Below are 24800 nucleotides of genomic sequence, written 5' to 3' on the forward strand. Positions count from 1 at the left end.
AGGGCGCGCGGGGTCGAAGCTTCGTTGTTGTAAATACTATTGTAGGAATTATCGCGGCAAAGGCCGCAGGATGGCGCGCACCGGGCTCGCATCCAGATGAGCGAAACGCAGGGGCAGCGCGATCAGTTCGTAGTCGCCTTCGGCCACCTCGTCGAGCACGATGCCCTCGAGAATCGCCAGGCCATGGCGGGCCACTGTGTTATGGGCCTCCATGGTTTTCGATTGCTGCGGGTCGAGGGACGGGGTGTCGATGCCGATCAGGCGCACACCGTGGCTGGCCAGCAGCTCGACGGTCTCCTTGGCCACGGCGCTGAAGTCCGGGTCCCAGGTGCTCAACGGCACCTGTCGATAGGTACGCAGCAGCACCCGCTCGGGCAGGTTGTCCAGGTGCCCCTCCAGGTGCAGGGGCAATACCAGCGGCCCGCAACCCAGACAATGCACGACCCGGCACGGGCCGAGGTAGACATCCAGCGGCACCTCGCCGATCGGCGCACCATCGGCGCTGTAGTGCAGCGGCGCGTCGACATGGGCACCGGTGTGCGGCGACAGGGTGATGCGCCCGACGTTCACCGGGCATTCGGGCCCGTATTGCCAGACCCGCTCTTCCTGGAACGGCGTATCGCCGGGCCAGGTTGGGGTCGCGGTACTCAGGGGCGGGCTGATGTCCCACCAGCTTGGGGTTGTGCTCATAGCGCTGCTCTCGGCCATTTCGACCTGAATCATACGAGCGATGCCCGTGAAGATTCTTGCGAAATGCTCCGGCGACCGCGGAATCTTTCGCATGAACTGCCAGGAAATCACTGATTCACGCTCGGAAATTTCAATGCAAACCGCGGTAACACTTCACGGGCGGGTACTGCGTTTCTGGGCACCCCGATGTCGAGTACAGACAACTGGCCGGGTGCCGGGCGCTATAGGGTGCGACTTCAGTTCCCAGCCAAGACCCCGGAGTCCTCATGACCGCGACTGCCCCCATCACCGTTCTGCGCGACACCCACCCGCTGCCGGTTCTCGATGCCTGCAAATGGGAAAAGCTCGAAGGCGACCCGCACACCGTCAACCTCAACGCCTACACTAGCGAAGACGGCAGCAAGATCATGGGTACCTGGATCTGCACGCCCGGCAAATGGCGCGTGGACTACGTGAAATGGGAGTACTGCCATTTCCAGGAAGGCTACTGCGTGATCACCCCGGACGGCATGGACCCGATCCACCTGCGCGCCGGCGATATCTTCGTGGTCGAGCCGGGTATGAAAGGCACCTGGGAAGTGGTGGAGACCGTGCGCAAGTATTTCGTTTTCGCCTGACGCCCGAAAATGCGGGCCGCAGTTTTGCAAACTGTCTGATCGGCCCGGCGAAGAACTTTCCGCGAAACATCAAGAGGCGCTCATATCATTGAGGAGCGCCTCTTTTTATAAAGTCACAGCAATAAGGCAGACGCCCCGCCATACACTTCCCGGCCTAATGATATTGGCCAACCAGAAGTTCACCCATCTCAGCCCAGCGAATACAGTCAGCCCATTTAAACTTCCAGCAAGCTTGCTTAAACAAAAAAACCAAGCAGACAACCCGCATTTAAAATTTTAGAAAGTCTATTAATACAACGACTAAAAAGGGGACGATTTCAACGTCCCCTTTTGCACATTAAAGTGCTTGATGGTGATGCACCTGACACTTAATCGTTGGCTTTCGAGATTTTCCATGAGCCGGTATTGCCGTCCCGATTCAGATAGGGGGTCGTCGATACCGCATATTTGACGCCCTCGCCACTGGCATGCCCACAGGTGTCCAGGAACCCGCCGCGCACATCGTTGTAGCCATTCAGGAAGTGCACGACATCCCCCTCTCTCACCTTGAAATCCTTGGGATCTGAGGTATCGGCGAAAATTCGCCAGTGCAGGGTATCCGCCGGCCGCGATTCCTTGAGGGCCGTGACCACGTTGTAGATCGACGGTTTTGTCGCGTGGCCATTGGTGTCCAGATAGCCACCCTCGTTGTTGTAGAGGTTCCACAGCAGAATCACATCGCAACTTTCAACCTCGGTTCCTACTGCCTTGCCTGTCGCGGACTCGATGATCCAGGTGCCAGTACCCGGGCCGCGATGAGGAGTGGTTGCGGTGACTACGCCGTAAAGGCTGTTCGGGGCGGTGGCATGGTTACAAGTATCGAGATAACCGCCATCCCAATTATTGTAACCATTCTTGATATGAACTTTGTCTCCGTATCTCAGGACATCTGCCATGGTCTATCTCCCTGATAAAACCTCATATACATGCCATATCCATGACATGTCGTCATTCGACAGAGACGCTGTCGACACAAGTCACCTTAGCTATCAATCCCGATACTGCCAGAGCATGCCTTATACATTGTCGCGATAAAGCTACTTGCGAATCTTCATCGCCTGCTTTGCCAATATTACGGACGATATTCGACCGTAAAGAACGGTCACAAACCGATGTGATTTTTCTGCACAAGCGCGATTGCCGAGGACGGCGCACTCGATCCTGGCCCGTGCCAGCGGCTACAGGGGAGCGAGGTCCATTGAGGTAAGAGAGATGGCAAAAAACCGGGAGCCCGCCCGACGCGGGCTCCCGGAAAAATCCCCTATTGGGGTTTGCGATAGCTGTTGACGATAGCCGAGAAGTCCATGCCCCCTTCACCGCGCTGGCTCATGGCCTGGTACAGCTGCTGCGCCACGGCGCCCAGCACCACCGGCTGGTGCGCCTGGCGGGCGGCCTCGGTGGCCAGGCCCAGGTCCTTGAGCATCAGCTCGGCGCCGAAGCCGCCGGTGTAGCCGCGGGCGGCCGGCGCGGTTTCGATCACGCCGGGCCAGGGGTTGTAAGTGTCGGAACTCCAGCAACGCCCGGTGGAGCTGTTGATGATGCCCGCCAGCACCTTGGTGTCGATCCCCAGGGCATCGCCCAGGGCCATGGCTTCGCTGACGCCGATCATCGAGATGCCCAGCAGCAGGTTGTTGCAGATCTTGGCGATCTGCCCGGTGCCCACTTCACCGCAGTGCACGATATTGCGGCCCATCTGCGCCAGCACCGGCTGCAGGGTGGCGAACAGTTCGGCGCTGGCGCCGACCATGAAGGTCAGGGTGCCCGCCGCCGCGCCGCCGGTACCGCCGGATACCGGCGCATCGGCCACAGCCACGCCTTGCCTGGCGGCTGCCGCGGCCACGTCGCGGGCGGTCTGCGGGTCGATGGTGCTGCAATCCACCGCCGGCGTGCCACGGGCGATACCCGCCAGCACCCCGTCGTCACCCAGCCAGACGCTGCGCACATGGGGCGCGGCCGGCAGCATGGTGATCACCAGCTCGCTGTCTGCGGCGGCGGCGCGCGGCGAGGTACTGATGCTGCCACCCAGTTCGGCCAGCTCCTTGAGCACGGCCTGGTTCAGGTCGAACAGGTTCAACTGATGCCCAGCCTTGAGCAGGTTGCGCGCCATGGGTGCGCCCATGTTGCCCAGACCGATGAATGCGACTTTCATGAGCGGACTCCTCAACGCAAATGGATGGTGGTGTTCACGCCATCGTTGACGCTGTCATCGTCGAACCAGCGACTGGTGACGGTCTTGGTCTGGGTATAGAACTGCACCACTTGTTTGCCATAGGGCCCCAGATCGCCCAGTTTGGAACCACGGGAACCGGTGAAGCTGAAGAACGGCACAGGCACCGGGATCGGGATGTTGATCCCGACCTGGCCGACATCGATTTCAGTCTGGAACTTGCGCGCCGCCGCGCCGCTCTGGGTGAACAGGCCGGTGCCGTTGCCGAAGGGGTTGCTGTTGACCAGGGCGATGGCCTGGTCGAGGGTGTCCACTTCCAGCACCACCAGCACCGGGCCGAAGATTTCCTGGGTGTAGATCTGCATGTCGGTGGTCACCCCGGAGAACAGGGTCGGACCGACGAAGTTGCCCTGCTCGAACCCCGGCACCTTGACGTCGCGACCGTCCAGCTCCAGCTTGGCGCCTTCCTTGATGCCGCTTTCGATCAGGCTCAGCACACGCTCCTTGGCGCGCTTGGAAATCAGCGGCCCGACATCGGTGCCCGGCTCGCTGCCGGCATTCACCTTGAGTTTCTGCGCCAGCGCCTTGAGGTCCGGCAGCCATTGTTTCGCCGCGCCCACCAGGACCACCACCGAGGTGGCCATGCAACGCTGGCCGGCCGCACCGAACCCGGCACCGACCAGGGCATTGAGCGCCTGTTCGCGGTTGGCGTCGGGCAGCACCACGGCGTGGTTCTTCGCGCCCATCATCGACTGCACGCGCTTGCCATGTTTGCCCGCCAGGTCATAGACGTGGGTGCCGACCGCGGTGGAACCGACGAACGACACCGCCTTGATGTGTGGGTGGGTGCACAGCTTGTCCACCACGTCCTTGCCGCCATGCACCACGTTGAGCACGCCAGGCGGAACGCCGGCTTCCAGCGCCAGCTCCACCAGCAGCATGGTCGACAGCGGGTCCTGTTCCGAAGGCTTGAGGACGAAGGTGTTGCCGCAGGCGATGGCCATCGGGAACATCCACAGCGGAATCATTGCCGGGAAGTTGAACGGGGTAATCCCGGCGCAGACACCGATCGGCTGGCGCAGGGTGTAGGTATCGACGCCACCGGCGACGTTCTCGGCAAACTCGCCCATCTGCAGGCTGCCGATCGAGCAGGCATGCTCGACCACTTCCAGGCCGCGGAAGATGTCGCCTTCGGCATCGGCGATGGTCTTGCCCTGTTCGGCGCTGAGCACCTGGGCAATACGCTTGGAGTGTTCGCGGATCAGCGCCTGCAGCTTGAGCATGATGCGCATCCGCGCGCCGATCGGGGTCAGCTTCCAGGTCTGGAAGGCGCGATGCGCGGCTTCGATGGCGGCGTCGACTTCATTCGCCGTGGCGAAAGGTACCTTGGCCAGCACCTGCTGGGTGGCCGGGTTGGTGATGTCGTGCCACTCGCGGGTCTGGGATTCGACCCACTGGCCGTCGATCAGCAGCTTGACCTGCTGCAAGGTGGTGCCGTCGGACTTGAGGGATGCGTTCATACGGGTCTCCTGACTTCTTGAGGTTCTTATGCAGGGAGCCAAGGCGTGGGACCGCCTTGAAATGAGGCGTGCGTCGCGAGTTGGTTGTCGGACTGTTTTTGGAGTATAGATGTGCAAACTTCTAATAAGAACGCACATAAAAGCCGGTCCATCATGCAAAAAAACATCACCTCCCTCGGCTCGCTGAACTGGGACGACCTGAAGTTTTTCCTCGAAGTGGCGCGCACCCGCAAGGCCAGCAGCGCGGCCAAGCGCCTGGCAGTGGACTACACCACGGTGTCGCGGCGCATCGGTTCGCTGGAGGGCGCGCTGGGCACCCTGCTGTTCGAAAAGTCCCGGACCAACGGCTTTGTCCTGACCGCCGAGGGCCAGCGCCTGCTGGGTTATGCCGAGTCGATCGAGAGCACTCTGCACATGGCTTGCGAACAGGTATCGGGCTCGGGCGTGGCCCTGTCCGGGCATGTGCGCATGGGCTGCACCGAGGGTTTCGGCAGCTTTTTCATCACCCCGCAGTTGAGCCATTTCGTCGACGCCTACCCGGCGATCTCGGTGGATATCCTGCCGCTGCCGCACTTCATCAGCCTGTCCAAGCGCGAGGCCGATATCGTCATCGCCCTGGAACGCCCGGAGCATGGCCCCTATGTCTGCTGCAAGCTCTGCGACTACCGCCTGCGGCTCTATGCGACCCAGGAATACCTCGACCAGCACCCACCGATCCGCCGCCCGGCGGACTTGAGCGAGCATCAATTCATCAGCTACGTGGACGACCTGGCGTTCAGCTCGGAGCTCTTGTACCTGGCCAACGTGCTGCCCGGCGCCATCGCCAACCTGCGTAGCACCAGCGTCATCGCCCAATACGTGGCGGCCCAGCAAGGACGCTCGCTGGCGATCCTGCCGTGCTTCCTGGCCGCCCAGGACCCGCGCCTGCTGCCAGTGCTGCCGGAGGAAATAGACATCACCCGGCAGTTCTGGATGTACTGCCGCGAGGACCTGCGCAAGCTCAAGCGGATCACCCTGTTGTGGGATTACATCCGCAGCGTGACCGAACAGAATCAGGGCCTGCTGATGGGGCAGAGCCGGGAGATGGTGTTTGCCGACTCATAGCCTGCACGGAATCGCGAAGGCTGATCGCAATGAGAGCGGGCTTCATCCAAGTTCAGAATCGTCCTAAAGCCTTGCCCATCGTCACTTGTTAGGTTCGCGAAGCTCGACAAAGAGCCTCACGGACCCGCCAACACACAAGGACGATCAATGCTTTCTTCTGCTCGCCTGGGCGATAAACACCTCTGCCCGCTTCCCGGTCACGGTACGACACCTATTGCTTGCGCTTCTGGTGACATCAACATCAACTTCATGGGAGCAGCCCGAGTCGGTGACACTTGCGGCTGTGGCGCAGTCATTACCACAGGGTTTCCTTCGATCATCCTGAATGGTCGCCCCATGGCCCACTTAGGGAGTCCTACCAGTCACGGCGGGACGATCATCACAGGATCAGGCGATACCTTCGGTGGCTTTGTCATGGGGCCTATGGAGGGGGCCGCAATCATCAACTTCGCAACGCTCGGAGTGTTCCGCTCAGATGGCTCTGTAGACGATGAAAAGATGGCGACCTTGTTGGCTGATCCGAAGCTGACCGAGAAGGCCGCCGCTGCAAATGCTTTAGTCGATCCCAATGAGGCCTCTAAGGCTCCTGAAGAGAATCCAGAAGAAAAGGTCTGTAATGACCCTGACCAGATGGAAGAACTGGCGAGCTACATTGCGGGCGAGATGAATACCAATATCAACAGCCCGTCTGTGCGACAAATGAAAGACCTCAACAGCTTTAGCCCAACAGCTGAAATGAAGAAGTATAAGGAACTTCCTTTCTATCTTCGTCTTGGTCAAAGCCCCGACTTCTACAGCTTAGCGCTGGGAAAGAAAGCGAAAGCCTTAGCTATCTGGACAGAGCGAGTCGGTCAGGGCCGGCCCTGGGACCACAAGCCGAAGCTGCAAGCGATGTTCAAGGATGTTTGGAACAAACAAGGGGGCTACGACTACTTCTATGACATCTGGTCGAACATCCACTATGGCTATGTTGGACTGGCTGGTGGACTCTCTGAAAGCGTCCTCTTGGACGGCGCAGGTATAGAGCAGATAGGGTCGGACGCTGCTCGGAAGGTTGAAGAGATTTTTGAAAAACCTAAAGCAGAATGGGAACGGCCCGGTCCGCATCGCTCTGCTGATATCGAGGGCATGAGGGCCTGGGATGATGCACCTGACCGAATATCCATTAGTATCGGCGTGAAGCTCTATCGACAACGCCCCAACGGAGGCATAACGGCAAAGATGATCATGGACGAAGTTCTTGCAGTACAACCGAAGGAATGGGGGGAAGGTATCCGTGTCCACAAATGTAAGGCCCATTAAATACAGGTACATTTTGGGCATTCTCTTTCTGCTACTGCTGTCCCCCTTTGTGTTTTGGAGGGTAGCGACCCCAGTGGTCACGGTTCACTACTCCAAGGAGGGAAAAGAGAAGCTTTCTGTGACTTGGAATACCGAACACCGAATTTATCGGAGTGGACGCGGGGGCCTATTTCCAGGCGAGGCGACATCTGACTTTGGCCACATTTTTCCAGATGCCGGGTTCTTCATGGAGTTCTATTGGTGGAGTGATACGGGCCGTAATCATTGCGTCAATATCACCCCTAAATGGCGAAGAACGGATATTTACCTCGACCTAAATGGCAATATTGATACCAGCCCAGAGAGCGGCACGGATACGGATCGCTTGAAGAAGTGCACTACGGACCCTGCTGATCCTTGAGAACTCCAAGCATCACCACTATGAGGTCACCTGCCAGCAGCACTGCAAAATCCACTCGGCACAGCCTGGTCCTGCTATCGCGAAGACCTAGCGGATCACCCCGCTGTGGGAACCGCAGTGTAAAGGAAGAATCAGGGCCTACTGGCAAGACAGACCCGGTGATGGTCTTCGCCCATCAGTCAGCGATGACCACGATCGAGACACGACGGTTTTCGGTACGTCCGGCCACCGTGCTGTTGGAGGCTACCGGTTCGCTGCTGCCCAGGCCGCGCAGCTGGATGTTTTCTTCGCGCATGCCTGTGGCCACCAGTACCTTGCTTACGCTTTTCGCCCGGCGCAGGGACAGTTGCTGGTTGTAGCTTTCCCTGCCGGAGCCATCGGTGTGGCCATCGACCCGGACCTTGTCGATGTGCACGCTGACCAGGGCCTTGCCGATGCGCTCGACGATCTCGGTACTGGCGGCATTCAGTGTCTCGATATCGCTGCCGAACAGCACCTTGCCGGACAGGCCGAAGGCCCAGCCCTCGTCCGTCAGCTCAAAGCCCTCCTGCTTGAGCACCGCTACTTGCTGCGGGGTCAGCCCCTTGGGCGGCACGCTCTGGCAACCGGTCAATGAAAGCAGCGCCAGCAACAGGCCGGTGGTGAAAAGTCGCAAGCAAGGTCGAGTCAGTGAAAACAAAGAATTAGCTCCTGGATTGAACGTGAACGACGGGGGGCTCCGACCCCGCGGTGTGTTGCCCGCCTCGAGAGACACGCTTGGCCTGATACATCGCCGCATCGGCGGCGTTGAGCAGAGCACCCGGGGTGGTGCCATGATCAGGGTAGACGGCAATACCGATACTGAGTGAAGTCAGCACCGAAGTACTGCCTGGCAAGGCAATTGGCATCTCCATGCTGGCGATGATTTTTTCGGCAATACGCTCGGCATCCTCGATGCGGTGCAGCGGGGTCAGCAGAATGGCGAACTCGTCGCCCCCCAGGCGCGCCACCAGGTCTTCCTCGCGCAACTGCGCGCGCACCCGCGACGCCACCGCCATCAGCACCGCGTCGCCGGCGGCGTGACCGAAGTTGTCGTTGATGCCCTTGAAACGGTCACTGTCGAGAAACAACACCGCCACCCGTTCGTTGAGCTTGCTGGCGCTGCGCAGCGCGCGAATCAGCCGGCCCTCGAAAAACGCCCGGTTCGGCAACCCGGTCAGGCTGTCATGGCTGGCCTGGTGGGCCAGGGTTTCGTTTTCACTCTGCAAGTGGGTTTGCCAGGCTTCCAGCTCATCGAGCAGGGCATTGAAGTCGTTGCCCAGGTTGTCCAGCTCGGCAATTTCCGCCGGCGGCACCCGAACGTCGAATGCCCGCTCGCGGCGCGCGGCATGGGCCACATCGGCCAGGCTGCGCAGCGGCCCGGTGATGCCGCGCAACTGCCGGCGCGCCAGGGAGAGCGCCACCCAGGCGCTCACCGCGATACACAGGACAATCCCCACCAGCCCACTGAGCAGGAAGCGCAGCAGGCTGCCGCCGTGCCCGGTCAGGGCGATGCTGCCGATTTCCTGGCCCTGATGCATGATCGGCACGGTGATGGGCTTCTCGAGAAAGGCCCGGGCGATCTGCATTTCCAGATCGGTCAGCAAACCGATTTCCGGCCGCTCCCAATGGGCCAGCACACGTCCCCGGGCATCGAGTACCTGGGCATCGGCCACCTCTTCGGTGGAGGCAATCAGGGCCAGGGCTTCGGTCGCCGCGGCGCTGTCGTTGAATACCACCGCCGCTTCGACCGTGTAATTGATCGAACGCGCGATCAGATGCAGGTTGTGATCGGCATACACCCGCAACGCCAGCACCCCGAGCAATGTCAGGGACAGGCTGGCCATGGAAATGGCCAGCAACGCGACAGTCAGGTTCCCGCGGCCAATGACCGAATGCAATGTAGGGCGAGCAGGAGATTTGAAGAGGCTCATGGCACCGCCGGTCGACGACGGGAGAGTTGCAGCACGCTTGGATGAATCCGCACGCCACTGCGCGCCACCGAATCCAGGTTGACCTCGAATGACACCTGATTGTCACTGACGCGCAGGCAGAACAGGCTACCGACCGTGCACTGGTCGCCGCCCTCGCTGATGCTCAATACCGGATGACCGACCAGGGAAGTGAACAGGCGGGCGCGCTGGTCGTCGGTCAGCTTGCCGATGTACACCGCGTCGCACTCGCTGACGATGGCCGGGTTGTCGGCCAGCAAGCGCTGCACCAGAACCGGGCGGCCCGTGGCCTGGGTCGTGCCCTTGACCAGGTCGTCGGTGTATTCGGTCGGCCCCACCACGCACAGACGCAATTGCGCCGGCTCCACCGGCCAGCGCGCATAACTGAGAATCCCCAGCACCACTTGAGTCACCGCCTTGGCGCGCTGGTCTGCCAGGCTGACAGCAGCAGGCTCGGGTTGCGCGACGGCAAAAGTGCTCAACAGACAGACCAGGGCGGACAGCAGTACCTGCCTCCAGCCCGAAAAGCGCTCTGTCGCTGAGACAGCCACGTTCATGCAGGGATTCTCTTTGATCTTCATACAATGATGCCGCAACGATAGCACAGCCGGTGAAACCGCCGCGAGGTTCCCAAGTATGGGTAGCAGGCTATTGGTTTAGAAAAAAATGAAGTAACGATTTGAGCCTTCCTATTCTTCATGCCTGCATCGCCTGCTTAAGATCGGCGCCAGAGAGCGAGCCGTCCAGACCGCCCTCGGTGAGACCGGATCCGCAGAGACCCGGCTCAAGGAATGTCTTTTGCTACTGCCCAGTATCGCCGCGTCGGCCCAGTGCCTTTGCGGTGCCATGAGTAGCCCAAGACATCTTTGAGGTTAGCCGATGCAACTGGAAATATTCCGCACACTCTGGGGCTATACCGCCAGCCCAGCCCAGGCCCTCGACGAGCTGCTGGCCGCCGGCTTCGACGGTATGGAAGCCCGCCTGCCTTTGCAAGCCCGCGAACGCGGCGAATTCGGCACTTTCCTGCGGGACAATCGCCTCGCCTACATCTGCACGGTTTTTACCGCCTACGACGTCCTGCCAAAACAATCGGCCGCGTTCCAGGAACACCTGCTGGACCTGGAGTGCAAGCTCGCCTGGGCCGCCGAACTGGCGCCGCGCTTCGTCAATCAATGTGCTGGCCGGCAACGACCGCTGGCCCCTGGCCCAGCAAGTCGAGTTCTTCGGACAGGCCATGGAGCTGGCGCGCAAGCATGGCCAGTTCTGCAGCTTCGAGACCCACCGCGCCCGTTCGCTGTTCAATCCCTGGGTCACCCTGGAGCTGATCCGGCAATTGCCCGACCTGCGTTTCACCAGCGATATCAGCCACTGGGTCGTCACCTGCGAACGCCTGCTGGATGACCCCTTCGATGACCTGAGCGCCTTCGTCGAGCGCGTTCACCATATCCAGGCCCGGGTCGGCTATGACCAGGGGCCACAGGTCCCGCACCCCGCCGCCCCGGAATATGCCCGTGAACTGGCGTTCCACCAGCAGCACTGGGAAGCCATCTGGCATTCGCAAAAGGCCCGTGGCTACCAGGTCAGCACCCTGACCCCGGAGTTCGGCGCCGACGGCTACCTGCATCACCTGCCCTTCACCAACGTGCCGGTGGCCGACCTCTGGTCGCTGAACCAGTGGATGGCCAGGACCGAGCGCGAACACTTCGACCGCTTCACCCACTCAACCCGCCCGTGAGGTTCTTGCGTCATGCCCGAGAAGATCGATAACACCCCGGCCAAGGCCAACTTCAAGCACATTCCGGTGGTGGACATCGCCGGCCTGTTCAGCATCGAGCTGGAGCACCGGCTGGCCGTCGCCGAGCAGTTGGGAGCGGCCGCCAGCGAAGTGGGCTTTCTCTACATCACCAGCCATGGCATCGACCCGCAGTTGATCGCCGGCCTGCGCCAGGCCGCCAGGGACTATTTCGCCCAGCCCCTGGACAGCAAGATGCAGCACTACATCGGCACCTCTAAAAGCCACAAGGGTTTCGTCCCCGAGGGCGAGGAGGTGTATTCCAAGGGCAAGCCGGATCACAAGGAAGCCTTCGACATCGGCTTCGAAGTACCGGCCGACGATCCCCTGGTCCTGGCCAACACGCCGCTGCTGGGGCCGAACGAATGGCCAGAACTGCCCGGTTTCAAGGAAGCGGTGCAAGCCTATTACGCGGCCGTCTTCGCCCTCGGCAGGCGCCTGTTCAGCGGGTTCGCCCTGGCCCTGGGCCTGGAGGAAAACTATTTCGACGCCCTGGTCACCCGCCCGCCTTCCAAGCTGCGCCTGATCCACTACCCGTTCGACGACGCGGCCCTGGATGCGCCCGGCATCGGCGCCCACACCGACTACGAGTGCTTCACCATCCTGCTGGCCGACAAGCCGGGCCTGGAGGTGATGAACAACCTGGGCCAGTGGATCGATGCCCCGCCGCTGGCCGACGCCTTTGTGGTGAACATCGGCGACATGCTGGAGGTGATGACCGCCGGCGCCTTTGTCGCCACCGCCCACCGGGTGCGCAGCGTCAGCGAGGAGCGCTACTCGTTTCCGCTGTTCTACGCCTGCGACTTTCATACCCAGATCAAGCCTTTGCCGCAGTTCGCCAAGGCCTCGGACGACTACGAGCAGATCGCCATCGGCGAACACATGTATGGCCAGGCCCTGCAGACCTACCAGTACCTGCGCAAGCGCGTGGAGAACGGCGAGATCCGCCTGCCGGAAAAGGCCCGCAAGCCTTCGAGCTTCGGCCACCTGAAACACCAGTCGCAAGCGTCCTGACCACCCTTTTGCCCTTTGCTTCCATCCCCTGGAGAGACCCACGATGCTTAACAAAAACAACGTTGCTCGCCTGACCCTGCTCACCGCCGGCCTGTTGTGCGCCACCGCTGGCCTGGCCTCGACCGCGACACCCGGACAGCTGAAGATCGGCATGGAAATCACCTACCCGCCGTTCGAGTCCTATGACAGCGAGAAGAACGTGGTCGGCTCCGACCCGGAACTGGCCCACGCCCTGGCCAGGCACCTGAACGCCAAGGCCGAGTTCGTCGACACCAAGTTCCCCAGCCTGATCCTCGGCCTCAACGCCGGTCGCTACGACGCGATCATTTCCGGCATGTACATCACCCCGGAACGGCAGACCCAAGCCATGACCATCGCCTATGCGAAAACCGGCGCGGCGATCATGACGTCCAAGGACAGCGGCCTGAATCCGCAAACCCCTGAAGACCTGTGCGGCCTGAAGGTCGGGCTGGAACAGGGCACCACCTGGGTCAGCCAGTTGCAGAAGCTCTCCAGCGACTACTGCGTGCCGAACAACAAGGGCGCGATCAGTGTCAGCGAATACCCCTCGGCACCTGAGGTGACCCAGGCCCTGCTGTCGAAGAACATCCAGGCCCAGGTGGAAATCGCCGGCGCGGCGAAGATGATCGCCGAACGCACCCAGGGTCGGGTGGTAGTCACCAGCCAGCACCTGATCTATCAGCAAACCCTCGGCATCTTCGTCAAGAAAGGCAATGACGCCACCTACAAGGCGCTGCAGGAAGCCTTCGCCGAGAGTCGCAAGAACGGCGAGTACGCCGCGATCCTCGGCAAATACAACCTGGAACCGGTGACTGACTGACAAGCCACTGCGGCGCAGGGATGCGCCCGTGACCGGCCCCGATCGAGCGCGCAGCGCCCGTCCTGATGCCTGCGATCCGAAGCCGCCTGAGGTGTTTATGCAATTCGACTGGTCCTACTTCATCTCCCTGTTTTCCCTGCCCAGCTTCTGGCACGCCTGCGTCACCGTGGTCCAGCTCAGCGCGCTGGCCTGGTTCATCGGCATGCTGCTGGGCTTTCTCCTGGCCTCGGCCAAACTCTCCACGGCCACCTGGATCAGAACCCCGGCAGCGCTGTACATCTGGTTCTTTCGCAGCATTCCGCTGCTGGTGCTGGTGGTCTTCGTCTACAACCTGCCCCAGCTGTTTCCGGCCACCGGTTCGGTGCTGTCCAACCCCTTCTACTCGGGGCTGCTCGCCCTGGTGGTGACCGAAGCGGCGTACATGGCGGAAATCCATCGCGGCGGGCTGATCTCGGTGGCCAAGGGGCAGAAGGAAGCCGGCCGCGCGCTGGGGATCGGCCTGATCGGCTTGCAACGGCTGATCGTCATCCCCCAGGCCTTTCGAATTTCCCTGCCGACCCTGATCAACGAGTACATCACCGTGGTCAAGCTGACTTCGCTGATCTCGGTGATCTCCCTGACCGAACTGCTCACCGTCGGCCAGCGCCTGTATGCGCAGAACTTCCTGGTGATGGAGACCCTGGCCGCGGTGGCGGTGTACTATGTGCTGATCGTCACCCTGTTCGCCTGGTTGCTGCAGCGCCTGGAACGCCACCTGGACCTGAACCTGCGCACCCCGCAAACCCTGGATGCCGCCGGCACCGAGCGGCTCCGGCAACAGGCACAACCGCAGCACAGCCGCCCTCGCCCACGATCGGTAGCCGGCAGCGCCCCGGCCCTGCAACTGCAAAACATCCACAAGCGCTACGGCGATCATCAGGTGCTCAAGGGTGTCGACCTGAACGTCGCCAGTGGCCAGGTGATTTCCATCATCGGTCCGTCCGGCTCGGGCAAGACCTCGCTGATCCGTACCATCAACGGCCTGGAGCGCATCGACCAGGGCGAGATCGTGCTGTTCGGCAACAGCTTCATCAGCGCCGGCGACAACCTCAACAGCCCGCAGGTGCGCGAGGGCGTGCGGCACATCGGCATGGTCTTCCAGAACTTCAACCTGTTCCCCCATCGCTGCATCCTCGACAACATTTGCCTGGCGCCGCGTTACCACGGCAGCAGCAAGGCCTTGAGCGAGCAGCAGGCCTATGCCTTGCTGGACAAGGTCGGCCTGCTGGCCCACGCCCACAAGTACCCGCACCAGCTGTCCGGCGGCCAGCAGCAGCGCGTGGCGATTGCCCGGGCCCTGGCGATGGAGCCGCAGATCATGCTTTTCGACGAGCCGACCTCGGCCCTCGATCCCGAGCTGGTGGGCGATGTGTTGAACGTGATTCGCGACCTGGCCCGAGAAGGCATGACCATGTTGATCGTCACCCACGAGATGGACTTCGCCCTGTCGATTTCCGATCGGGTGATCTTCATGGAGGGCGGTAATATCCAGCTGGACGCCAGCCCGCAAGCGATCCGCGAAGAAGCGGCGGGGGAACGGGTCAGACGCTTCATGGGGCTGGAGCAGCCAAGCGCGACGACACTGGCGGCGGCGCTCTGATCGAGTGCCGAACGCCAGTGATCCGGCGTTCAACCCAGGTCGAGCATCAACCCGCTCAGGCGCTTGACCTTGCGCCGCACCGCCTCTTCGAACACCCCGGCCCGCGGCTCGATCAGGCTGAACCAGTCCTTGGCCCGGGTGATGCCGGTGTAGATCAGCTCCTTGGTCAACACCGGGTTCAGCGCCTCGGGCAGGATCAGCGCGGTGTGGGCGAACTCCGAGCCCTGGGATTTGTGCACGGTCATGGCGTACACGGTTTCCACATCGTTGAGCCGGCTCGGCAACACGAAACGCACGCCACCCTGGCCATCGTTGCGCGGGAAGGCCACCCGCAGCACCTGGCGCCCGTCTTGCGTGCCTTCGTGCTCGGGCAACTTCAAGGCAATGCCGATATCGCCGTTCATCAGGCCCAGGCCGTAATCGTTGCGGGTCATCAGCACCGGACGACCTTCGTACCACTGCTGATCGCTTTCGATCAGCCGCGCCTTGAACAGGGCGGCGGTGATCCGCTGGTTCAACCCCTCGACACCCCAAGGCCCCTTGCGCACCGCGCAGAGCAACTGGAACTGGTCGAAGGCCAGCAGCACATCGCGGGCCCAGGCGGTCCAGCGCGGATCTTCCAGCGCTGTATCGGCAGGCGGGCGCTGGCCGCGCAACAGGCTCAGGTAATGCCGGTAACCCTGCGGCCCGTCGCCGTGGCCTTCCAGCAGCAAGCGCTCCAGGGCGCGGTCCTGCTCTCCCTTGAGGCTCAAGCCATACAGGTCGGCATGGCTGCGGGCGGCCAGCAGGCGGCGCGCTTCCTCGGCCTGCTGCTGGTTGACCCAGCGCGCCAGCTGGCCGATACCGCTGCCTTCGCCGAAGCGCCGGGAGTGGCGCAGCATCACCACCTGCTGGGCCAGCGGGTGAGCGCCGGCGCTGTCTTCCTGCAGACCGCTGTCCGCCAGCTGTTCGCCGCTGACGGCCTCGAGCCAGCTGCGGGTCTGCGGGCTGTACCAGCCGGCCTCGGCATCGCGGCACAGATCACCGAGCACCGCGCCGGCTTCCACCGAGGCCAGTTGATCCTTGTCCCCGAGCAACACCAGGCGCGCGTGCACCGGCAGCGCATCGAGCAGATTGGCCATCATCTCCAGGTCGATCATCGAGGCCTCGTCGACCACCAGCACATCCAGCGGCAAGCGGTTGCCGGCATGATGGCGGAAGTGCCGGGTGCCCGGACGATTGCCCAGCAGGCGGTGCACCGTGGTCACGTCGCTGGGGATCTTCTCGCGCACACTGTCGTCGACCGACAGGGAGCGCACTTGCAGGCTGATGGATTCGGTGAGGCGCGCCGCCGCCTTGCCAGTGGGCGCGGCGAGGCGGATGCGCAAAGGCTTGTCGGCTTCGACAGCCGGGGCCTGGAGCAAGGCCAGCAGGCGTACCACGGTGGTGGTTTTACCGGTTCCCGGCCCGCCGGTAATGATACTGAAGGCGCCTCGGGTGGCCAGCGCACAGGCAAGCTTCTGCCAGTCCACCGGCCCCGCCGCCTTGGCCGCGCCGAACAGGCCGCCGAGGCGCTCGGCCAAATCCGCGGGGGTTTCCTCCTGCACCGCCAGGCGCTGGCGCAAGGCATTGTCGATGCGCCGTTCATAGGCCCAGTAGCGGCGCAGATACAGGCGCTTGCCCGACAACACCAGCGGCCGCTGGCGGGCCTGCTCGCTCTGGTCGGCCGCCAGCGCCACCAGGCGACTGGCCGCCAGGGCCTTGCACCAGTGCGCGCCGTCCAGCGTCGCCAGCACCTGCGACGGTAGTACCGCCGCCGTGCTTTGCAGGTCGCCTTCCGGCGGCAGGGACAGGGCGAAGTCCGGCTCCTTGAGGGTTTCGAACAGATCCAGGCAAACATGCCCGTGGCCCAGTTGATGGCTGGTCAACGCCGCGGCCATCAGCACCAGTGGATCGCCTTGTGGCTCCAGCTCATGGAGGAAGCCTACGAAAGCCTTGTCCAGGGCGCGCAACCAGCCGCGCTCGACCCAACGATCGAGCAACAGCAGCAAATCGCCGGCCCGTACCAGGGGCGCCAGGTCGGGCTGGGGTTCCAGCGGCGTCAGCAGATCCTCGATCACAGCAATACTCCCTGTTCCCACGCCGGCTCGGCCTTGGGCTGCTCGGGTTTGCCCTGGAACAAGCGGTCCAGGCGCTCGATCAGCTCACGGGGTGGCCGGGTGAAAAACACGCCGCGGCTGACCGAACCCGTGCCACGCAAGAACAGGTACAGGGCACCGCCCATGTGCCGGTCGTAATCGTAGTCCGCCAGGCGCGCGCGCAACTGGCGATGCAGGGCCAGCAGGTACAGCACGTATTGCAGGTCGTAACGGTTGTCGAGAATCGATTGTTCCATGGCCTGCTCGGTATAGGCGGCGTCATCCACGCCCAGCCAGTTGGATTTGTAGTCGGCCACGTAATAGCGCCCTTGATGCTCGAAGGTCAGGTCGATGAAGCCCTTGAACATGCCATTGAGCAGTACCGGTTCGGCGGTCACCCGCGGCACGCCTTGATGGGTGTACTGGCGCACCAGCTCGTCGAGCTTGAGCACATCGACCTTGTGGCTGGCGAACCAGAATTCCATCTCGACCCGGTATTGGCTCAACTGTGCGAGCACCACCGGCAGTCGCCCCGCCCCGGCTGGCAAAGGCAGTTGTAACAGATGCCGCAACCAGTCGCTCAGGGTCTTGATCCAGCCTTGCCAACCGCGGCGATTACAGCGCCGAGCGATGGCGTCCTCGATGGCGACGGGGTCGGCGGCGAACCCCTCGTCACCGGCCCACTCCAGCAGGCCGTGGAGGAAGGTCCCCGGGTTCGGCCCACGGGGGAAACGATGGATGTCCGCGCCGCTGGCCACGACTTCACGCGGGGCATCGGGGTCGAGGCGTTCATCGTCGAAGAGTTTCTGCGCCTGCGGGCTTTCCGGCGCCTCGGTATTACCGGCGCCCAGGCTGTCGCTGATGCGCAGGGCGCTATAGGACGCGATCCACCAGTTCTCCGCGGCGCGCCGCTTGGGAGCCAGGGGTGCCAGCAGGGTGGCGTCGTTGCGCGGCGGATGGAAACGGCTGTCGGTGGCGCTGGGCATTTCGCTGACACTCATGGCCTCGCAGCCTTGCTGCAGATCTTGCAGCCAGCGCGCCAGGCCGCTGGACTCGTTCAACAACGCACCGCCGCCCAACAGATAACCCAAGGCCGAAAGGTGCAATACCGAGCTGTTGTGATTGCCGCGCTTGAGGTCGGCGACACCCAGCCAGCAGGCATGCTGGGCACGGGTCAGGGCCACGTAGAGCAGGCGCAGGTCTTCGGCCAGACGTTCGTCGTCGGCCTGGGCAATCAGCTCCGGGGTTGGCCGTAGCGTCACCTGGGCCTTGCCCGATTCGTCGTGGTAATGCAGCGGCAGGCGACTGCCATCCACCGGCTTGGCCGAACAGATGAACGGCAGGAACACCAGCGGGTACTCCAGGCCCTTGGATTTGTGGATGGTCACCACCTTGACCAGTTGTTCGTCGCTTTCCAGGCGCAGGATCTGTTCTTCGCCAGCCTGCCCGGACAAGGCCAGGTGCTCGGCCAGGTGGCGGATCAGCGCTTGTTCGCCATCCAGTTCGGCAGCCGCCTGCTGCAACAGTTCGGACAGGTGCAGCAGGTTGGTCAGGACCCGTTCGCCATCGCTGCGGGCGATCAGGGCCTGGGGCAACTGGAAGTCATGCAGCAGGCGTCGCAGCATCGGCAGCACACCCTGGGTACGCCAGATCAGGCGATAACCGCGGAACTGCATGACCCGGCTCTCCCAGGCCAGCTCATCCTGGTTCAGGCGCTCCAGCTCAACCAGCGGCAGGTTCAGGGTGATGGAGGCCAGCGCGGCGCGCAGCGGGCGCTCGATATCCGGCTCGGCACAGGCCTTGAGCCAGGCCAACAGATCGTGGGCTTCCTGGGCGGCGAACACCGAGTCCTTGTCCGACAGGTACACGCTGCGCACCCCGCGCGCGGCCAGTTCGCCGCGCACGGCCTGGGCCTCCTTGCCATCGCGCACCAGGATGGCGATGTCCGCCGGCAGCAGGCCCTTGAAGGGCTGGCCGTCACGGGCGAAGCCGGCGCTGGCCTGCTGCCCGCCGTTGAGCAAGGCGACGATTTCGCTGGCGCAGGCCGCCGCCAGTTGCTGCCGGTACAGCGCCCCGGAAATGGCTTGCTCCGAGGACAGGTGCCAGACATTCAGCGCCGGCACCACCTGCCCTTCTCTATGTAGCTGCTCCTTGCGCCCCTGGGAGGCCACCGACAGGAACGGCACCGGGTTCTCTCCGTTCTTTTCCCGGAACAGGAACGCGCCGCGCCCCTGTTCACGGGACTCGGCACGCTCGAATACGTGGTTCACCGCCTTGACCATGGCGTGGCTGGAACGGAAGTTGGTGCCCAGGGTATGCAAGCGGCCGCTGGTGGCCTGGCGAGCGCGCAGGTAGGTGTAAATGTCCGCCCCGCGGAAGGCGTAGATCGCCTGCTTGGGGTCGCCGATCAGGAACAGCCCGGTCTCGGGGTTGTTGTCCTCGATGCGGTAGATGCTTTCGAAGATCCGGTACTGCACCGGGTCGGTGTCCTGGAATTCGTCGATCAGGGCCACCGGGAACTGCTCGCGAATCAGCGTCGCCAGACGCTCGCCACCCTCGGCCTGCAACGCGGCGTCGAGGCGCAGCAGCATGTCGTCGAAACCCATCTCGGCACGGCGGCGCTTCTCCTCCTCGAAGCGCGCGCCGACCCAACGCGCAGCGTGTTGCAACACCGCGGCGTCGGGGCTCGGCAAGGCATCGAGCGCGGCCTTGAGCCCGGCCATGGCGTCCAGCGCGGGATGATCCGGCGCATCGCCTTTCCAGGCCTCGGCCATACCTTCGGGGGTCAGGCGGCTGAAGCCGGTACCGATATCCAGTTGTTCTATGGACTCGTCTTCGGCCCAGGCGGTGATCTTTTCGAACCAGGGCTCAAAGTAGCGCGCCTGCATCTTGCGGCCATCAACGGCCTTGCTGGCGACGCCTTGCAAGCAGATCTCCCGCAGTTGCTCAGCCCATTGCCGCCAAGGCGCCTTGAGCTGCACCAACGCCGCGCGACGCTCCAGCAAGCAGGCTTCGATCAACTGCGCCGGCGTCTGCTCCGCATCCACTTCCCGCTCGCTGCCAAACAGCGCGCGCACCCTGGGCAGCAAGGCCGCGGGCCCGCCCCAGTTGGCCCGCACCCAGTTCAGCGCATCACCCTGCATCGGGTAGCAAAACAGGCGCCAGTAGTCGCGCAGCACTTCGCCCAGCAGATCGCTGTGGTCGGTTTCCAGGGTCTGGGTAAACAGGCTGCCGCTGTCGAACGCATGCTCGCGCAGCATGCGCTGGCACCAACTGTGGATGGTCGAGACCGCGGCCTCGTCCATCCATTGCGCGGCGATGTCCAGGCGGCTGGCGCAACCCGGCCATTGCTCGGCGGCGAACTGATCGCGCAGCTCGGCAATCAGCGCGTCGGGCGCGGCGGTTTCATCGCGGAAAAAGCGTGCGGCTTCAGCCAGGCGGGTGCGGATCCGCTCACGCAGTTCCTTGGTCGCCGCGTCAGTGAAGGTCACCACCAGAATCTGCGGTGGCAGCAACTCGCGACCGAACCCGGCCAGCTCGCCGCCGTGCCCCAGCACCAGGCGCAGGTAAAGCGCCGAGATGGTAAAGGTCTTGCCCGTACCGGCGCTGGCTTCGATCAGTTGGCTGCCTCGTAGCGGGAACGCCAGGGCCAAAGGTGCTTGCCGGGTCATGCGTCAGCCTCCCCATTGGCCGTGGAGCGCCAGGGCGCCTGTAAGAGCGGGCGATACAACGCATCAACCCAACCGCTGAAGGTTTCGTCGGCGATCAACGCGTTGTAGTCCGGGTACTGGCGCGCCAGGGCCGGGCTTTCCCGACGCTCGCCATCGCTGGTCTGGCCATCGCCTTCATAAGCTTTGCGCGCCGCCGCTTCGGCCTTGCCCGGGTCGCTCTGGCCCAGCCAGGCAAAGGCGGTTTTCACGGCTACCGGCAGCGGCTGGCACATGCCCGCCTGCCAGGCCTGCAGCAGATCGCCCAGGCTTTGCAGCGCCGCATCGCGGTCCAGAGGCGGCAGCAACAAGGTGTCGTCGCTGGCCACCAGCGCGGTGGTCAAGGTGTAGCCGCTGGCACAGGCCACCAGATGATTGACCCAGGGCCGGGTCAGGCGGTGCCATTTGCGGGTCTTGGGTGAGCCGATGCTGTTGGGGATGGTGGTGACCGACAGCAAACCGCCGTCGCTGCGTTGGTGCAAGCCGCTCAGCCAGCCTTCGAGTTTCACTTCCTTGAGTTCAAGGGTAATCGGCAAGGCGCTGGTGACCGGCGTTGGCCATAACTCCAGCAATTGCCGATAACGCATCAGCAGATCCGGCAAGGGCTCGATCAGCTCTCGTTGCAGGCTCTCGCCAAAACCGGCCATGGGCAGCAAACCGCTGGCCTGTAGCCGTTGCGCCTGGGCCTGCAGGGCCTGGTCCGGATCATCGGCGCAGTTCAACGCCGCCCCCAGCAAGGTGTCGCTCAGGCTGTAGCGTTGCAGCGCGTCGAGCACAAAAGGCTCTTCGTCGGCCAACGGCGCGTCGGCCGCCTCGAAGAACACCTTGAGACGCTGACTGAAGAAATGCCGCACCGGGTTACGCAGGAAGTCCTGCAACTGCCCCAGGCTCAACGGCTCTTCCTGGACATAAGGCGCCAGAGGTTCAAGCACTTGAGGAACCACTTGGGTCTGGTGCAACAGCTGCCACTCACGGGCATAGCTGAACAGCCCATGGCCTTCATGGAAATAGCGGGCACTGAAAGGTTGCAGTGGATGCTCCTGGGTCATGGCGTCGAGCAGATCGTCCTGGTCATTCGCCAGCTTCCAGCCACTGGCCAGGTGATCGCGCAACTGGCCGATCAGCACCGAGGCCGGGCGTTCGCTGTTGTCGCGAATGCTGCGACCGACCCAACTGACGTACAGCTGATCCCGCGCCGAAAGCAGCGCCTCCAGCAGCAGGTAACGGTCGTCTTCGCGCCGCGAGCGGTCACCGGGGCGGTAGTCACTGCCCATCAGGTCGAAATCCAGCGGCGGCTGCGCCCGCGGGTAGTCGCCGTCGTTCATCCCCAGCAGGCATACCAGCTTGAAGGGAAGCGCGCGCATCGGCATCAGTGTGCAGAAGTTCACCGCACCGGCCAGGAAACGCTGGGACAAGCGGCCCTGGTCCAGGCCAGCCAACCAGGCTTCGCGGACCACGGTCAGCGGCAGCTCATCATGCAGGCCAACCGACTCGCAGGTTTCCAGCCAGGTTTCGCGCAAGTCTTCGAGTTGGCTCAGCAGGTAGTCGTCATGCTCGGTACTGGCCAGGAAGAACTGCTGCGTGAGTGCTTGCAGGCGCTCGCCCCACTGTGGCGGCGAAGCCGGCAAAGTGAGGTTCTGATACGCCATCTCCAGGGCATCGAGCAAGGCCACCAACGGCCCGATCAGTGCCGCATCCAGGCCACCGATCTCATCGTAAGGCTCGATCCCCTCGCAGGCATCGGAACGTCCCACGGCGTAACCCAGCAACATGCGGCGCAGGCCGAAACGCCAGCTGTTCTGCTCCAGTTCCTCGGGCAATCCCAGGTCGGCCCGTTGTTCGGCGTTCATGCCCCAGCGGATGCCGGCGCCTTCGATCCAGCGATGCAAGGTCGGCAGATCGGCCTCATCAACGCCAAAACGTGCGCGTAATGCCGGAACATCCAGCAGGTCGAGGATTTCGCTGACAGGGAACCGGCTGTCCGGCAGCTTGAGCAGATGCTCCACGGCAATCAGCAGTGGGTCGCGGCCACGTTGGCCCTGGTCCGTCAGGGTGAACGGAATAAAACGTCGATCGTCACGCTCCAACTGACCGAAGACCGCGCGAATATGCGGCGCGTAACTGTCGATATCCGGGACCATCACGATCACATCCCGCGGACGCAATTCAGGGTCCTCACTGAAGCGCGCAAGCAGCTGGTCATGGAGGATCTCCACTTCGCGCTGGGCACTGTGGGCAATGTGAAAACGGATCGACTTGTCCTGTTGCAGATCGACCGCCGGCCATAACTGGCGGGTCTCCTCCAGTGGGCGCAATTCGAGGATATCGTCCTGCAGCTGATTCAGCAGGGTCTGCGGCTGACTCTCGCTGAACAGGTCGATACGGCCGTCGCGAAAAGCCGAACGATAGCTGTTGGGATCGTCATAGCTGTCGAGCAGATTGATGTAGTCACGGCCCTGTTTACCCCAGGCGGCGAGCAGCGGGTGGGCATGTTGATGCAGGGTCTGCGGGTCGAGCACCGCCGGCATTCCCGCTTTGCGCGCCTGACGCTTGTATTGATGGCGCAGCAGGTCCTTGTCGGCGACGATATCCGCCCAATGGTGACGACAAGGGTTGTGTACACATAGCAGGACCTGGCTGAAGCGGGCCAGTCCGGCCAGGGCTTCCAGGGCTTGCGCCGGCAGGGAGGAAATCCCGAAAACGATCACTCGCGAAGGTAATCCTTGTGGCGCTGTTTCCAGGTTGAGGATTCGTTCGATGAAACGTTGATGAACACCGGCGCGACTCTGCGCCATGCCCTCCTCCCCCACATCCAGCAACAACGCCCGCCACAGTTCGGCCTGCCAGCAGTTAGCGGGGGTCAGGACCTTGGGCTCACCTCGAGCGCTGCGTAGTTGATGCCTGCCTGCGGCCCAGTCTTCCAGCCAGTCGGCGCGATAGACCTGATATTGGTCGAACAGGTCAGCCAGGCGCTCGGCCAATTGATAGCGCTTGCGCAGATCCGTGTCGTGAGTGAGGAAACGGCGTAGGGGCTCGAAGTGCGGCTGATCGATCAGTTCGGGCAAAAGACGCATCAGGCGCCAGGTCAGCGGCGCTTTATCCAGCAGTGATTTGGGCGGGATTTCATCGCGTCCCAGCACCATGCGATAAAGCTGCCACATGAAACTGCCGGGGAGCTGCACATCGATGGCAGCAGCGATGCCACAGCCGCCCATGTCGTCATCCTCAGGATCCTCAGCCAGGGCCAGCTTCAGCCATTGGGCAATGCCGTTGCTTTGGACCAGGGCGATCTCATTCTCCAGCGGCGCCAAGGGGTAACGCCGCATCCAGCTGACCACCAGGCTGCGCAACTCGTCCAGGCGGTTACCGTGAACCACCATAAAACCAGCGCTGAGGGACATGGCGTCCGGCATAAGGGCTTCCTTGGAAAATGCAAAAGCTAGGGCCGAACCTTAGCACTGTCACGCAGCAGTGACAGCTGAGAGGACCAACGTGAATGTTGCGAGGGATGAGGCATTTTTTGTCGCACAAAAACAAAACCCCAACTGCTTTCGCAATTGGGGTTTCGGAATTTAATCTTGACGATGACCTACTCTCACATGGGGAAACCCCACACTACCATCGGCGATGCATCGTTTCACTGCTGAGTTCGGGATGGGATCAGGTGGTTCCAATGCTCTATGGTCGTCAAGAAATTCGGTGTGCCGACGCGTCTTTCGACGTTTCAGCAAATTGGGTATGCGATAGTTTGTGTGTTTTCTCGAACTTTCGGTTCGTTTCGTCTTCACACACCGCAATCTGGCTGTTAAGCGCAAATTGCTTGGGTGTTATATGGTCAAGCCTCACGGGCAATTAGTATTGGTTAGCTCAACGCCTCACAG

Annotated in this window: 16 protein-coding genes, 1 rRNA gene and 1 pseudogene; 7 read left to right on the plus strand and 11 right to left on the minus strand. The window is 62.5% G+C overall.

Annotated elements, in window-relative coordinates; translation table 11 throughout:
- Positions 1–48 precede the first annotated feature (48 nt).
- Positions 49–690, minus strand: a complete 642-nt coding sequence (gene kynB, locus BMY68_RS21625; protein ID WP_085530490.1) for an arylformamidase — start codon at positions 688–690, stop codon at positions 49–51.
- Between the two features lie 266 nt (positions 691–956).
- On the opposite strand from kynB, the gene BMY68_RS21630 reads away from it, so the two are divergent.
- Positions 957–1307: a cupin domain-containing protein gene (locus BMY68_RS21630; protein WP_007922165.1), complete on the plus strand. Its 351-nt coding sequence runs from the start codon at positions 957–959 to the stop codon at positions 1305–1307.
- Between the two features lie 368 nt (positions 1308–1675).
- Here BMY68_RS21630 and BMY68_RS30165 read toward each other — a convergent pair whose 3' ends face one another.
- The 3 genes from BMY68_RS30165 to BMY68_RS21645 all read right to left on the minus strand — a co-directional run bounded on the left by BMY68_RS30165 (position 1676) and on the right by BMY68_RS21645 (position 5033).
- Positions 1676–2242, minus strand: coding sequence for a hypothetical protein (locus BMY68_RS30165; RefSeq protein WP_223815825.1), 567 nt, complete (start codon positions 2240–2242; stop codon positions 1676–1678).
- A 365-nt stretch (positions 2243–2607) separates the two neighbouring features.
- The gene (gene mmsB, locus BMY68_RS21640) at positions 2608–3495 is read right to left on the minus strand and encodes a 3-hydroxyisobutyrate dehydrogenase (protein WP_085529770.1); all 888 of its coding nucleotides are present in this window, start codon (positions 3493–3495) and stop codon (positions 2608–2610) included.
- An 11-nt stretch (positions 3496–3506) separates the two neighbouring features.
- Positions 3507–5033, minus strand: a complete 1527-nt coding sequence (locus tag BMY68_RS21645; RefSeq protein ID WP_085529769.1) for a CoA-acylating methylmalonate-semialdehyde dehydrogenase — start codon at positions 5031–5033, stop codon at positions 3507–3509.
- Positions 5034–5186: 153 nt separating this feature from the next.
- On the opposite strand from BMY68_RS21645, the gene BMY68_RS21650 reads away from it, so the two are divergent.
- Entirely contained in the window at positions 5187–6137 is a 951-nt protein-coding gene (locus tag BMY68_RS21650) for a LysR family transcriptional regulator (protein WP_085529768.1), read from the plus strand.
- A 147-nt stretch (positions 6138–6284) separates the two neighbouring features.
- On the plus strand, positions 6285–7439 hold the full coding sequence (locus tag BMY68_RS21655; RefSeq protein WP_085529767.1) for a polymorphic toxin type 44 domain-containing protein: 1155 nt from the start codon (positions 6285–6287) through the stop codon (positions 7437–7439).
- A 575-nt stretch (positions 7440–8014) separates the two neighbouring features.
- On the opposite strand, the gene BMY68_RS21665 is transcribed toward BMY68_RS21655, so the two are convergent.
- Genes BMY68_RS21665 through BMY68_RS21675 form a run of 3 tightly spaced genes read right to left on the minus strand, consistent with a single transcriptional unit; the run spans position 8015 to position 10366 of the window.
- Positions 8015–8518: an outer membrane lipoprotein YfiB gene (locus BMY68_RS21665; RefSeq protein ID WP_009042048.1), complete on the minus strand. Its 504-nt coding sequence runs from the start codon at positions 8516–8518 to the stop codon at positions 8015–8017.
- A 4-nt stretch (positions 8519–8522) separates the two neighbouring features.
- Positions 8523–9791, minus strand: a complete 1269-nt coding sequence (locus BMY68_RS21670) for a diguanylate cyclase DgcN/YfiN (protein WP_009042047.1) — start codon at positions 9789–9791, stop codon at positions 8523–8525.
- On the minus strand, positions 9788–10366 hold the full coding sequence (locus tag BMY68_RS21675) for a regulatory sequestration protein YfiR (RefSeq protein WP_085529766.1): 579 nt from the start codon (positions 10364–10366) through the stop codon (positions 9788–9790). The genes BMY68_RS21670 and BMY68_RS21675 overlap by 4 nt, the downstream gene beginning before the upstream one ends.
- 322 nt (positions 10367–10688) lie before the next feature.
- On the opposite strand from BMY68_RS21675, the pseudogene BMY68_RS21680 reads away from it, so the two are divergent.
- The 4 genes and pseudogenes from BMY68_RS21680 (at position 10689) to BMY68_RS21695 (ending at position 15095) form a co-directional block, all read left to right on the plus strand.
- Positions 10689–11544: pseudogene (locus BMY68_RS21680) on the plus strand (TIM barrel protein).
- 12 nt (positions 11545–11556) lie between these two features.
- Positions 11557–12615 carry an isopenicillin N synthase family dioxygenase gene (locus tag BMY68_RS21685; protein WP_085529765.1) on the plus strand — a complete coding sequence of 353 codons (1059 nt, stop codon included), beginning with the start codon at positions 11557–11559 and terminating at the stop codon, positions 12613–12615.
- A 43-nt stretch (positions 12616–12658) separates the two neighbouring features.
- Positions 12659–13456: an ABC transporter substrate-binding protein gene (locus tag BMY68_RS21690; protein WP_007922149.1), complete on the plus strand. Its 798-nt coding sequence runs from the start codon at positions 12659–12661 to the stop codon at positions 13454–13456.
- A gap of 97 nt (positions 13457–13553) precedes the next feature.
- Entirely contained in the window at positions 13554–15095 is a 1542-nt protein-coding gene (locus BMY68_RS21695) for an amino acid ABC transporter permease/ATP-binding protein (protein ID WP_085529764.1), read from the plus strand.
- Between the two features lie 29 nt (positions 15096–15124).
- Here BMY68_RS21695 and recD read toward each other — a convergent pair whose 3' ends face one another.
- From recD to rrf, 4 genes are all read right to left on the minus strand, one after another.
- Positions 15125–17194: an exodeoxyribonuclease V subunit alpha gene (recD, locus tag BMY68_RS21700; protein ID WP_085529763.1), complete on the minus strand. Its 2070-nt coding sequence runs from the start codon at positions 17192–17194 to the stop codon at positions 15125–15127.
- Positions 17191–20883 (minus strand): exodeoxyribonuclease V subunit beta, encoded by a 3693-nt coding sequence (gene recB / locus BMY68_RS21705; RefSeq protein WP_085529762.1) that lies wholly within the window; start codon positions 20881–20883, stop codon positions 17191–17193. The genes recD and recB overlap by 4 nt, the downstream gene beginning before the upstream one ends.
- Complete coding sequence (recC, locus tag BMY68_RS21710) at positions 20880–24332, minus strand: exodeoxyribonuclease V subunit gamma (RefSeq protein WP_085529761.1); 3453 nt, start codon at positions 24330–24332, stop codon at positions 20880–20882. Before recC ends, recB begins: the two co-directional genes overlap by 4 nt.
- A 163-nt stretch (positions 24333–24495) precedes the next feature.
- Positions 24496–24611, minus strand: a 5S ribosomal RNA gene (gene rrf, locus BMY68_RS21715).
- Positions 24612–24800: the final 189 nt, after the last annotated feature.

The sequence above is a fragment of the Pseudomonas sp. NFACC41-3 genome (genome assembly GCF_900109505.1).
GTDB lineage: Bacteria > Pseudomonadota > Gammaproteobacteria > Pseudomonadales > Pseudomonadaceae > Aquipseudomonas > Aquipseudomonas chlororaphis.

Excerpts from the sequence above, each read along its gene's own strand:
- recB (WP_085529762.1), bottom strand. The coding sequence starts at position 20,883 with ATGACCCGGCAAGCACCTTTGGCCCTGGCGTTCCCGCTACGAGGCAGC.
- BMY68_RS21695 (WP_085529764.1), top strand. The coding sequence starts at position 13,554 with ATGCAATTCGACTGGTCCTACTTCATCTCCCTGTTTTCCCTGCCCAGC.
- BMY68_RS21630 (WP_007922165.1), top strand. The coding sequence starts at position 957 with ATGACCGCGACTGCCCCCATCACCGTTCTGCGCGACACCCACCCGCTG.
- mmsB (WP_085529770.1), bottom strand. The coding sequence starts at position 3,495 with ATGAAAGTCGCATTCATCGGTCTGGGCAACATGGGCGCACCCATGGCG.
- BMY68_RS21685 (WP_085529765.1), top strand. The coding sequence starts at position 11,557 with ATGCCCGAGAAGATCGATAACACCCCGGCCAAGGCCAACTTCAAGCAC.
- BMY68_RS21675 (WP_085529766.1), bottom strand. The coding sequence starts at position 10,366 with ATGAACGTGGCTGTCTCAGCGACAGAGCGCTTTTCGGGCTGGAGGCAG.
- BMY68_RS21650 (WP_085529768.1), top strand. The coding sequence starts at position 5,187 with ATGCAAAAAAACATCACCTCCCTCGGCTCGCTGAACTGGGACGACCTG.
- kynB (WP_085530490.1), bottom strand. The coding sequence starts at position 690 with ATGAGCACAACCCCAAGCTGGTGGGACATCAGCCCGCCCCTGAGTACC.
- BMY68_RS30165 (WP_223815825.1), bottom strand. The coding sequence starts at position 2,242 with ATGGCAGATGTCCTGAGATACGGAGACAAAGTTCATATCAAGAATGGT.
- BMY68_RS21645 (WP_085529769.1), bottom strand. The coding sequence starts at position 5,033 with ATGAACGCATCCCTCAAGTCCGACGGCACCACCTTGCAGCAGGTCAAG.
- BMY68_RS21670 (WP_009042047.1), bottom strand. The coding sequence starts at position 9,791 with ATGAGCCTCTTCAAATCTCCTGCTCGCCCTACATTGCATTCGGTCATT.
- recC (WP_085529761.1), bottom strand. The coding sequence starts at position 24,332 with ATGCCGGACGCCATGTCCCTCAGCGCTGGTTTTATGGTGGTTCACGGT.
- BMY68_RS21690 (WP_007922149.1), top strand. The coding sequence starts at position 12,659 with ATGCTTAACAAAAACAACGTTGCTCGCCTGACCCTGCTCACCGCCGGC.
- BMY68_RS21655 (WP_085529767.1), top strand. The coding sequence starts at position 6,285 with ATGCTTTCTTCTGCTCGCCTGGGCGATAAACACCTCTGCCCGCTTCCC.